The organism is Fictibacillus phosphorivorans, from assembly GCF_023715845.1.
GTDB lineage: Bacteria > Bacillota > Bacilli > Bacillales > Fictibacillaceae > Fictibacillus > Fictibacillus phosphorivorans_D.
Genome location: NZ_JAMBOR010000012.1, coordinates 38,758 through 50,801, shown reverse-complemented (window position 1 = coordinate 50,801; position 12,044 = coordinate 38,758). Strand labels below are relative to the sequence as shown.

Genomic DNA, 12,044 nt, shown 5'->3' with positions numbered 1-12,044 from the left:
AAGGGGGGTGAGACACCCAAGAAAGTGACTAAGTTACATAACAGCTTAGATCAGACAAAATTGAAAAGTTTGCGTATCGATACTTTTTAAGGAGGATTAATATGAGAAGATTTTTGTTCACCATTTTAGCCGTACTCCTCGTTTTGTCCGGGTGTCAGTCAGCAGGTAATTCTGGAGAGAAATCAAATGAAAAAATGGATGTGAAGCCGCCGGATCGAGACTTGGTTGAAGATGGTCTTCCTGCTTTTAACGAAAAAATTGCCTCATTACCAAAAACAGATTTAGAAATTTGGCTAGCAGCTGATTACGCGAATGAAAAGCCTATTCAAGATGCGGTAAAAGAATTTCAGTCTGTTTACCCGAATATTTCGGTAAAAACAGTAGGAATTGAATGGGGAGATATGACCAACAAAGTTAAGCTTGCCGTTTCGAGTGGTGCCGTACCGGATATGGCTCATAATCACTCCTTTGCCTTCGGTGCACAAGGGTTAGCGGAGCCTGTGGATGATTTATGGAAAGAATGGGGAGAAGAAGACCTTTTCTTACCAGGAGGAATTGAAGATGTCACTTGGAAAGGTGTTAAGTATGGAGTGCCAATTGACATTAATACCCTTATCTATTTATATAACAAAAAAGCCTTTAAAAAGAACGGAATTAAAGAAGCACCAAAGACTTTTGATGAATTAATCGAAGTATCGAAAAAATTAACAAACAAAGAAAAAGGTCAATACGGCTTTGTTACTAATGCAAGCGGGTGGTCCTTTTTTGGACAAGTTGTTGCTCAAGGAACCAATATCTTAAAGTTTGATGGAGATAAAGTTACGGCCAATCTAAATGACCCTGTTGTAGTTGATACCATGAAGAAATACACGGATTTAGCCTTGGTTCACAAAGCATCACCTGTACCGCCACCACAGGAGCGTCAAACGGATCATCCTGTTGCGATGTTTGGTACAGGAAGAGCAGCATCTTTTATCTCAGGCCCTTGGGATATTGCACGTATTAAAAATGAATTCCCGGACGCTTATAAAGATTTAGGAACTGCTGTTATCCCAGCAAAAGAAAAAGGTTCAGTACTTGGGGGCGGAAGTTTATTCGTTCCAAAAGGATCAAAAAACAAGGCAGCTTCTTTCGAATTGATGAAATGGTTTATTTCCGATAAGTACTCGATTCGGTTAGCAAAGGAAATGGGACGTCATCCAGTAAAAGAACATCAATACAAAGATGAATTTTTCAATGATCCACTGTTAAAGCCATATGTCGAAACATTAAAATATGCACAACCATATAAGCTTGAAGCGTATCCAGAAGCGAACGATGCTTGGGGTAAGGCGCTTCGCTCCGTATTTGATGGCGCTGATGTTGAAAAGACACTTGATAATGCACAAGAAGTCGCTGAAAAATCGATTAATTACGCAAAATAATACATGGTAAGGGTATGTAGCAGTTGAACATACCCTTTCTCTTTAGGGGAGTGAGAATAGTGAAAGTGGAAACAGTCCCTTCTATGAATGTAAAAAGGAAGAAGAAAAGGGAGTTACATAGGTTTAAAGATATAGCCGGATCTTATTTATTTATTTTTCCTGCACTTAGTCTTCTATTTGTTTTTTCGATTGTTCCTATCATTTACTTAATCTGGTTAAGTTTCACAGACTATAGTCTGCCTAATCCAGCTGTATTCGTCGGTCTTGAAAACTTTTCTAGAATGCTAGAGGATAAGCTGTTTATGAAAAGTATATGGAACACATTGGTTTATACATTTGGCTCAATGGTACTAGGCTTAGCGGCGGCTTTAGGAATTGCTGTCCTTCTGAATAGAAAGCTAAAGGGTTTACGTTTTTTTAAAGTGTTTTATTTTTTACCTACTATAACATCAGAAGTAATCACAGCAATGATCTTCTTATGGGTCTTTGATAATAACTTAGGAATTCTTAATTATCTTTTAAAGGTCTTTGGCATGGAAAGCCCGCCAGCTTGGTTACTGCAGCCTACTACAGCTATGCTGATCTTGATTTTTATCGGTGCATGGAGAGGTGCTGCTTATAATACCCCTATTTTTTTGGCTGCCCTTCAATCTGTTCCACAATCTTATTACGAAGCAGCAAGATTAGATGGTGCGAATGCTTGGAAACAGTTTCTTCATATATCCTTACCTTCGATCATGCATATCTTGGTATACAGTATGGTTATGTCTGTGATTGGCTCCTTCCAAGTCGTGGCAGTGGTTGATATTTTAACGAATGGTGGACCAATGGATAGCACGATGGTTGTGATCAAACACGTATGGCAGCAATCCTTCGAATTTAACTATGTTGGATATGGAGCAGCTTTATCATTGGTTTTATTCCCATTCTTATTATTCATCACATGGCTGCAATTGAAGCTATCTTCTGGAAAGGAATAACAATATGAAAAAAACTAAAATCATGAAAAATACGTTTATATATGGTTTGTTGTCTATTGTATTGCTAATTTTTCTAGGCCCATATATATGGATGTTCATGACAGCTGTGAAAACTCAGGGTGATGTAATGGTATGGCCTCCTAAAATAATACCTTCAGAATTCCATTGGGAGAACTTCCTGAAGATATGGCAGGAAACAAATCTTCCACGAGCATTTTTTAATAGTTTCATTGTTTCCGTAGTAGCAACGGCAATTAATGTATTTTTAGCTTCATTAGCTGCATTTGCTTTTGCTAGACTAAAGTTTCCAGGTAGAAATAAGTTGTTTTTAATGGTTTTGGCTACGATGATGATCCCTTCCGGCTTAATGGTGGTACCTCTATTCTTTATGATGAAGAACATGCCGTTTTCTGGTCCGAACGGATGGTTGGATTCCTATTCTGCATTAATCCTTCCATTTGCTGTTACCGGTTTTGCCATCTTTTTACTACGGCAAAACTTTCTATCCGTTCCTAAGGAATTAGATGAACAAGCTACCATTGATGGGTGCAATAAGTTTCAAATTTATTGGAAAATCATTTTGCCTTTAAACAAACCTGGTTTAGCATTAGTCGCGATTTTTAGTTTTCTAAGCCATTGGAACGAATATTTATGGCCGTTAACTGTTGCTCGCTCTCAAGAAATGTATACGATCCAAATTGCTTTAAAAGCCTTTCAAACTCAATACAATATCGATTGGCCATTAATTATGGCGGGTGCGACAACGGCTGCTCTTCCAATGATCATCCTATATTTTGTACTTCAACCTCTCTTTGAACAAGGATTGGGAGGGATGGGGTCAACAGGTAAAGAATAAAAAGGTCCAGGAGGTGAGAGAATGGCGATCATCCAAGCTTTCTCTAAATCAAAAAGTATTTCAAGATTTATCTCGCATGAAGAAGAGAATCTCTATATCGAAGTTCCCTTTCAGGTTCCAGTCGGAACGGAACAAATCAAAGTGAAAATGGAAGTTATTCAAGAAGGTGTGGCTTCGAGCATCATCGACCTTGGGGTTAAGGATCCGAGTCGTGTCAGAGGGTGGAGCGGTGGAGCTCGTACGGAGTTTTTTATCCATTTAGCCAAGGCCACTCCTGGTTATTTACACGGGCCGATCGAAGCAGGAGAATGGTCGGTTATATTAGGTGCTTACAAGGTTGCTAACAAGGGTTGTACCGTGAAGTTAACGATTGAGTTTACCGAGGAGAAGCTTCGCTGGTTAAAGGGAGATCTTCATACACATAGTGTCCATAGTGATGGGAAGTTCACATTAAGGGAAAAAGCAGAGATCGCAACACAAGGTGGACTTGATTTTCTTGCGTTAACTGACCACAATGCGTCAAGTCAGAACGAGGCTTACCCTCGTGATGTTGACACTTTGTATATCCCAGGGATGGAGCTCACCACCAACTGGGGGCATCTCAACTTTTTTGGAGTAAATGATCCTGTCCGTGATTTTAGAGTCAGTGATATGGAAGATTTACATGCCCGCTTAAGCGAAGCCCGGGAAAAGGGAGCCTATATTTCGTTAAATCATCCGTACTGTCGAAATACTCGATGGAGATTGGGGTGGGATTTTGATTATGACTGGGTGGAAGTTTGGAATGGACCTTGGCGGAAAGATAACCAAGATGCGCTTGACTGGTGGCAAGACCAGCTTGTTTCTGGAAGAAGGCTTGTAGCGGTCGGTGGCAGTGATGCCCATCGTCCCGATCCCCATGTTATCCATGGCATGCCTACCACATGGGTTTATAGTAAAAATTTAACAAGCTCTGAGATTTTAAGCTCAGTAGATAAAGGGCATGTCGTTTTAAGTTATTCCCCACAAGGACCATTCATCAGTTTAACCTGTGGAAGCAGAATCGTTGGTGATGTTTGTATCAATAAGAATTTACCGGTTCAGGTGAACGTGAAAGATGTTCAGTATAATGATGCGGTTAGAATCATTTCAAATAACGGCGTTGAGTAGGAAATGATGGTGGAGGAAGGTGAGGATGCATTCGATGTAACCTTAACCGTTGGAACCCGTTCCTTTTACCGGGTAGAAGTATGGCGCTATTTCCCTCAAGTAAAAACAAGGCTACTAGCGGCATTAAGTAATCCTATTTATTTTTCTGGTTTTGAATAATGAGCTTGATAAAGCATGAAAATCAACAAAGAATAGTGACAACTAAACATGTAGAGACGTACATAAGGTGGGGAGCAGCAACATGAAGGATATTGAAGTAGTGCATGTGATCTTCAAAACACATTTAGATATTGGCTTTACCGATTTAGCCGAAAATGTGACAGAACAATATATTAAGTCTTACATACCAAAGGCGATCGAGTTGGCAGAGCGTTTAGATCAAGAAGATACATCTGTTGGTTTTGTATGGACAACTGGTTCATGGTTGATTCAAGAGTATTTAAAGAGAGCAAATGATGAACAAAAGCGAGTGATGGAAGGGGCTATAAAAAAGGGGTTTATCACTTGGCACGGACTCCCTTTTACAACACATACGGAATTAATGGATGCGGATTTGCTTCAATATGGATTGTCCATCTCGAAAAGCTTAGACAGGACGTATGGAAAACGAACGATTTCAGCAAAAATGACTGATGTTCCTGGTCATACAAAAGCAATCGTACCTCACTTAGCCAATAGTGGCATTCAATATTTACATATTGGAGTTAATCCGGCTTCAAAAGTGCCTTCTGTTCCTTCTATTTTTGTATGGAAAGGTAAGGATGAAACAGAAGTTATCGTTAACTATGCGGATAACTATGGAGATGTTCTCAAACTGGATGGTTTGAATGAGGTGATGGTATTTGCTCATACAGGGGATAATTGTGGACCTCCATCTGTTGAGGATATTAAAAGGGAATTCCATGTCTTACAAGAAAAATTTCCGAATGCCGTTATCAAAGCGTCAACCATGGATGCTTTTGCGGCAAAAATCCAAGCGATAAAACATACTCTGCCGGTCGTTCATGAGGAGATTGGGGATTCGTGGATCCACGGGGTAGCAACGGATCCCAAAAAGGTAGCTCAATACCGTGAACTACTTCGACTCAGAAACCAGTGGATCACCGAAGGGGAGTTAGAGGTAAACAGTAAGGAGTATAGACAGTTTTCTGACTGGCTGCTGTTAATCCCAGAACATACATGGGGATTAGATGAAAAGAAATATCTAAATGATTATAAAAATTATGCCAAGCTGGATTTTCAACATGCAAGACAGAAAAGTGCCATCGAACCTGATTCGGTGCCAGCTAAATACAGCTATATTGGATCCTTTGCGATGGACGAGTATGATCGATTATCGAAAGAAGTTTTTTTAGAATCTGCCATCACTAGAGGCTATCAATTATTTGAAGCATCCTGGAAAGAACAGCGTGGATATCTTCAAGGAGCTATTGATGCATTGTCTGATAAAAGACAGAAGAAAGTGTGGGAAGCATTTCAGTTATTAGAACCGATAAAACATGAAATTTTGTCTGAGCAAATACAAACTAACCGTTCTTACTCACTCGGAAAGTTTACTATAGTGTTTGCAGACGATGGATCGATAAAGTGCTTACTGGATAGTAAAGGAAAATCCTGGGTAAACGAACAAAAACGAATGGGTGTTTTTGAGTATGAATCATTTGGAGTAGAAAACTATCATCGCTGGTTTGAGGAGTATGTGGAGAATGTTGGCCAAACCTATCAGTGGTCGGAGGCTGATCAAGGGAAACCAGGGATGGAGTTGGTGACACCAAGACCGAGACATGAAAGGTATCATCCGAGTATCCTTTCCTTGAGCAAAACGGAAACCGCGACTGATGATCACGTGCGGGTGCATCTCGAGCTTCCGAGTAAAGCAGTAGAATCTTTCGGTGCTCCAAAGATGGTCATCATCGAATACAAATTTCCTAAAATGGATGAACAGATCGAGATTGCTCTTCAGTGGTTTGATAAGGAAGCAAACCGTTTACCAGAGGCGATGTGGTTTTCCTTTGGTCTAGAGGTGGATAATCCGAACATTTGGAAGATGGATAAGTTGGGGGAGCCGATATCTCCACTTGAAGTCGTAAAAGACGGGAATCGTAACCTTCATGCCTTGTGTTCGGGCCTTTCTTATCAAGGTGCTGATGGGGAAGCTATTATTGAGCCAAAAGATTCTCCTTTAGTCTCTCCAGGAAAAAAAAGATTGCTGCAATTTGACAATACTTTTGCTTCTCTGCATGGTGGATTTCATTTTAACTTATACAACAACGTTTGGGGCACAAACTTCCCGATGTGGTATGAAGAGGATGGGAAGAGCAGATTTATCATAAAATTGAAAGCGAATAGCTAGAAAACACTAGCAATATTTAAAAAGAGCTGCCTTTCTGAGGCAGCCTTTTTCATTTATGCAGCGGTCACTTTTGTGGATGTTCTTTTCTTTTTCCAAGGCTTTAGGACTGATATGATAAAAATAAACAGTGTTACACCAACCTGAAACCATACGGCATACTGTCTCCACTCATCGTTTTGGATAAAAGCGGGGTTACTTAATGCGAGTGCTTTTTCTTTTTCTAAAAGAGCCATATTTGTCATCATGAGGTGATCAACTACGAATATGCCGACCACGGTTTGTATGATAAACAAAATCCATTTTACAGTAACCCACCGATGTTTGAAGAACCCCCATTTTGTGAAAATCCCATAAATAAACCCAACGATTAATGTACCGACTGCACCGGTGCGAATAACATAATCACTGATGACTACAATTCTTTTATAGGTTTCTAGAGTCACTTCATAAGAATCAAGTTTTATCCCAGTATGGATAGCAACTGAACTCATAATCCCGCCAAAAAATAAGGCTACTAAAACGATATGTGTGATCTTTAACCATTTTAGTCCGTTGTTTCCGATCGTTTTCATGTTACATTGTTCTCCCTTCGTGTATTTCATTAAAAAGTTTAATCCTTTATCAAATGGCAATGAAACCACTTGGGAAGTATTTATGTATAAGTCTCAGGTTGTATTTTTTTGTTTAAAGGATTAAGAATGCTGTACATACTAATGAAAAACAAGTAGAAAGAAGGGATTAGTATGTACGATCATTTCAGTCATTTGTCGAGGATTAGAAAAGCTTATCAAAACCTTTATCCTCACCTCGGGGATCATCATAAAGAAGAGATCCACCAGTTGCTTCATCAATCGATCGGTCATGTGAACAATGTCGATCCAACTTTTGCTCCATATGCAGAAATGTTTAAAGAAGATTTTTAATAAAAATAAAACTGACCAGCAGGACTTTTTTATTCTGTCCCGAATTCTCTATAGCGGTAGGTTTTTATCACGCGAAGGGATGGTTATTTATAATGACGCAAACGAAAGTAATTATCGAAAAAGAGTTTTTAGATTATGTAAAGAAAATGGTTCATGTAAATGAAGCGATCGGCCTTATGTATTGGGATCTACGTACGGGAGCACCAAAAAAAGGTGTAGAACAACGCTCGGAAGTGATTGGAACGTTATCATCAGATGTATTTGAAATGTCCGTATCTGATGAAATGAAAAACTTTATCGAAGAGTTATCTAAGCCAGAAGTGTATGACACGCTGTCAGATGTGACAAAGAAAACACTTGAAGAAGTAAAGAAGGATTTTGAGCGTAACGCGAAGATTCCTCCAGCTGAATTCAAAGAATATGTCATTTTGCAGTCTAAAGCAGAGAATGTATGGGAAGAAGCGAAAAACAACTCTGATTTCTCATTGTTTCAGCCTTACTTAGAAAAGCTTGTAGCATTTAATAAAAGGTTTATAGAATACTGGGGTTATGAAGGGAATAAATACAACACGCTTTTAGATATGTACGAACCAGGGGTAACAGTAGAAATCTTGGATGAGACTTTCTCAAAACTTCGTGACCGTATTGTTCCGCTACTGCAAAAAGTTACAGAAGCTGACCAGCCTGAAACGAAATTTTTGTTCGACCATTTCCCGAAAGAAAAGCAAAAAGAATTTAGTTTGCACGTGTTAAAAGACATGGGCTATGACTTTGACTCCGGCCGCTTAGATGAAACAGTCCATCCGTTTGCAATCGGTCTTAATCCAGGGGACGTCCGTGTAACAACAAAGTATATGGAAAATGATTTTCGTACAGCCGTTTTCGGTACGATCCATGAAGGCGGACATGCCCTTTATGAGCAAAATATTTCTGAAGAACTCGTGGGTACGCCTCTATGTTCAGGTACATCCATGGGTATCCATGAATCTCAATCCTTGTTCTGGGAGAACTTCGTCGGGCGCCACTTTGGATTCTGGAAAAATCATTATTCTACATTGAAGAATGTCGCGGGATCTCAATTCAACGGAGTCGAGCTCGAAGACTTTTATCGCTCGATCAACATCGTTGAACCTTCATTGATTCGTATCGAAGCGGATGAAATGACATATCCGTTGCACGTTATTGTTCGTTATGAGATTGAAAAAGGTTTATTTAACGATGAGATTGAAGTTAAGGATCTCCCACGTGTCTGGAACGAGAAAATGCAGGAATACCTTGGTGTAACTCCGAAAAATGACGCGGAAGGAGTTCTTCAAGACGTCCACTGGTCAGGGGGCAGTTTTGGTTACTTCCCTTCGTATGCACTAGGTTATATTTACGCAGCACAGCTTAAAAACGCAATGATAAAAGATATTCCGGACTTTGATTCTCTTGTTGAATCAGGGAACCTTCTTCCGATTAAAGATTGGCTGACAAACAATGTGCATCAATACGGCAAGATGAAAAAGCCGATCGAAATTCTAAAAGATGTAACAGGTGAAGGTTTGAATCCCGATCATCTCATCACATATTTTGAGAAAAAGTACAGTGAAATTTACCGTCTAAACGGCTAAAACCTTGTATGCCGGCTCTCGTGTATCATCCGAGTATGCCGGCTTTTTGATGCTCTTGTAATAAATTGGTTCTATGAAACAAACAGGGTTCTTTACAAATGTTTCAATTTCAATGGTTTTGTCTACAATTTATATAAAATGACTTGGGGAGGAAATTAAACATGGGAATTGCAACGAAAGAGGATATTAAGAATCTGCTAAAATTAAAAAAGCGCATAGCGGTCGTCGGTCTGTCCGATCAGCCGTTTCGTACCTCCTATATGGTCTCAGAGTATATGCAGAAAGCAGGCTATGAGATCATTCCTATAAATCCAAATGTCAATGAGGTCCTGGGACAAAAAGCTTATGCAAAACTTGAAGATATTGAGGGACAGGTAGATATCGTTAATGTGTTCAGAAGAAGTGAGTACCTGCCAGAAGTCGCACGTTCCGCAGCTAATATAAAGGCTGGTTTCTTCTGGGCGCAGCTCGGTTTATATAATGCTGAAGCAGAAGAGATTTTGCAAAGTGCGACGATTCCTTATATTATGGATAAGTGCATTAAAGTGGAACATGCTATGATCCGGTAGGAATGAACCACCCGCCACACACGGGTGGTTTTCCCATGTTTGTCTTTTTACGTTTTAGTAAACACAATAAATACGCTTTTTAGCTAAAGGTTTTTGTTCTCTGACCGAGAAATAAGAGGAGAATATGAGGAAAGAGCTAGAATAGAAACAAACGTTCTGCTATTATATGCTATTATAGAAGTACTGTATGACGTGAAAGGAGCAACACATTTTGGCAAGTAAATCATTATTTGACTACAACGATGATGCCATACAGGTGCTCGAAGGGTTAGAAGCCGTTCGAAAACGCCCTGGGATGTATATCGGCAGCACAGATGCCAGAGGTTTGCATCACCTCGTATATGAAATTGTAGATAACGCCGTGGACGAAGCTTTAGGCGGATTCGGTGATTACATACATGTAAAGATTCATAAAGATAACAGCATTTCTGTGTCAGATGATGGCCGTGGAATGCCTACAGGAATGCATAAGCTTGGAAAACCGACTCCGGAAATCATCTTTACTGTTCTGCATGCTGGCGGTAAATTTGGACAAGGCGGATACAAAACATCTGGAGGACTTCATGGTGTAGGTGCTTCTGTAGTTAATGCCCTGTCAGAATGGCTTGAAGTTACGATCTATCGTGATGGAAAAACATTTAGACAGCGATTTGAAGATGGAGGAAAGCCTGTTACAACGCTTGAAGTTATCGGGAATACCCGCAAAACAGGGACGACTGTTCATTTCAAACCTGACCGTAAAATGTTTTCGACGATTAATTATAATTATGAAACATTAAGCGAACGCCTCCGAGAAGCTGCTTTTCTTCTAAAAGGCATTAAAATCGTTTTAGAAGATGCCCGAAATGGTGAAAAAGAAGAATTTCAGTTCGATACTGGGCTAGAAGCATTCGTGCAATATTTGAATGAAGATAAAGATACACTTCATAATGTCGTCAGTTTTGAAGGAACGCAAAATGAGATTGAAGTAGATTTTGCTTTTCAATACAACGATGGCTATGCAGAAAACGTACTCTCGTTCGTCAACAACGTTCGCACGAAAGACGGTGGAACTCACGAGTCAGGCGCTAAAACAGCGATTACTCGAAGCATCAATGAGTATGCACGCAAAACAAACTTATTAAAAGAGAAAGATAAAAACCTAGATGGCTCAGATATCCGAGAGGGATTAACGGCAGTAGTATCCGTTCGAATCCCGGAAGAATTTTTGCAGTTTGAAGGCCAAACAAAGAGTAAATTAGGAACAAGTGAAGCACGATCAGCTGTAGATGCCGTGGTTGCTGGAAAGCTTGCTTACTTTCTTGAGGAGAATCCTGCAATAAGTGAAATGCTCATTCGTAAAAGTATTAAAGCCGCTCAAGCTCGTGAAGCAGCCCGAAAAGCTCGTGAGGATGCACGTAACGGGAAGAAGAACAAACGAAAGGATTCAATGCTGAGTGGAAAGTTAACTCCTGCAACTTCAAAGAATCCTGAACGCAACGAACTGTACTTGGTGGAGGGTGACTCTGCAGGCGGTTCTGCAAAACAAGGCCGTGATCGTAAATTCCAAGCCATTTTGCCGCTTCGTGGTAAAGTAATCAACACGGAAAAAGCAAAGCTTGCAGACATTTTTAAGAATGAAGAAATCAATACGATCATCCATGCGATCGGCGCGGGAGTCGGATCTGATTTTTCATTAAAAGATGTAAACTACGACAAAATTATTATCATGACCGATGCTGATACAGATGGAGCACATATTCAAGTGCTGCTCTTAACGTTCTTTTACCGATACATGAAGCCGCTTATTGAAGAAGGGAAAGTTTTCATTGCTTTGCCGCCTCTTTATAAAGTGAGCAAGGGAACAGGTAAAAAGGAAATCATAGAATATGCATGGGATGAAGATGAATTAAAAGAAGCACAGAAAAAAGTAGGTAAAGGCTACATCATCCAGCGTTATAAGGGTCTTGGTGAGATGAACGCTGATCAGCTATGGGAAACAACGATGGATCCTGATACACGTACACTGATTCGTGTTCGTATCGATGATGCAGCGAGAGCTGAAAAACGCGTCTCCGTTCTTATGGGAGATAAAGTTGAACCACGTCGTAAGTGGATTGAAGAACATGTGGCGTTTGGTTTGAACGAAGAAACGAACATACTTGATAACGAGAACTTGTCTGCATTCTGAGGAGGTT

Annotated in this window: 11 protein-coding genes; 10 read left to right on the top strand and 1 reads right to left on the bottom strand. The window is 40.0% G+C overall.

Translation table 11 applies throughout. From position 1 onward, the window contains the following. The first annotated feature begins 101 nt into the window (after positions 1-101). From M3206_RS10690 to M3206_RS10665, 6 genes are all read left to right on the top strand, one after another. Entirely contained in the window at positions 102-1,424 is a 1,323-nt protein-coding gene (locus M3206_RS10690; protein WP_251312515.1) for an ABC transporter substrate-binding protein, read from the top strand. 59 nt (positions 1,425-1,483) lie between these two features. Further along, entirely contained in the window at positions 1,484-2,404 is a 921-nt protein-coding gene (locus tag M3206_RS10685; RefSeq protein WP_251312514.1) for a carbohydrate ABC transporter permease, read from the top strand. Positions 2,405-2,408: 4 nt separating this feature from the next. Further along, positions 2,409-3,260 (top strand): carbohydrate ABC transporter permease, encoded by an 852-nt coding sequence (locus M3206_RS10680; RefSeq protein WP_251312513.1) that lies wholly within the window; start codon positions 2,409-2,411, stop codon positions 3,258-3,260. Between the two features lie 21 nt (positions 3,261-3,281). Beyond that, positions 3,282-4,409 (top strand): CehA/McbA family metallohydrolase, encoded by a 1,128-nt coding sequence (locus M3206_RS10675; RefSeq protein ID WP_251312512.1) that lies wholly within the window; start codon positions 3,282-3,284, stop codon positions 4,407-4,409. Positions 4,410-4,418: 9 nt separating this feature from the next. Continuing rightward, positions 4,419-4,568 carry a hypothetical protein gene (locus tag M3206_RS10670; protein WP_251312511.1) on the top strand — a complete coding sequence of 50 codons (150 nt, stop codon included), beginning with the start codon at positions 4,419-4,421 and terminating at the stop codon, positions 4,566-4,568. Between the two features lie 82 nt (positions 4,569-4,650). Then, complete coding sequence (locus tag M3206_RS10665; RefSeq protein WP_251312510.1) at positions 4,651-6,762, top strand: DUF5054 domain-containing protein; 2,112 nt, start codon at positions 4,651-4,653, stop codon at positions 6,760-6,762. A gap of 53 nt (positions 6,763-6,815) precedes the next feature. On the opposite strand, the gene M3206_RS10660 is transcribed toward M3206_RS10665, so the two are convergent. Next, complete coding sequence (locus M3206_RS10660; RefSeq protein WP_251312509.1) at positions 6,816-7,334, bottom strand: DUF2269 family protein; 519 nt, start codon at positions 7,332-7,334, stop codon at positions 6,816-6,818. Between the two features lie 171 nt (positions 7,335-7,505). Between M3206_RS10660 and M3206_RS10655 the strand changes: the two genes are divergently transcribed. The 4 genes from M3206_RS10655 (at position 7,506) to parE (ending at position 12,037) form a co-directional block, all read left to right on the top strand. After that, on the top strand, positions 7,506-7,685 hold the full coding sequence (locus tag M3206_RS10655) for a hypothetical protein (RefSeq protein WP_251312508.1): 180 nt from the start codon (positions 7,506-7,508) through the stop codon (positions 7,683-7,685). A 92-nt stretch (positions 7,686-7,777) separates the two neighbouring features. Continuing rightward, a complete protein-coding gene (locus M3206_RS10650) occupies positions 7,778-9,298 on the top strand; it encodes a carboxypeptidase M32 (protein WP_251312507.1) in 1,521 nt (506 codons plus the stop codon). A gap of 161 nt (positions 9,299-9,459) precedes the next feature. After that, positions 9,460-9,867, top strand: coding sequence for a CoA-binding protein (locus M3206_RS10645; RefSeq protein WP_251312506.1), 408 nt, complete (start codon positions 9,460-9,462; stop codon positions 9,865-9,867). Between the two features lie 211 nt (positions 9,868-10,078). Continuing rightward, positions 10,079-12,037, top strand: a complete 1,959-nt coding sequence (parE, locus tag M3206_RS10640) for a DNA topoisomerase IV subunit B (protein ID WP_251312505.1) — start codon at positions 10,079-10,081, stop codon at positions 12,035-12,037. The last annotated feature ends 7 nt before the right edge of the window (positions 12,038-12,044 follow it).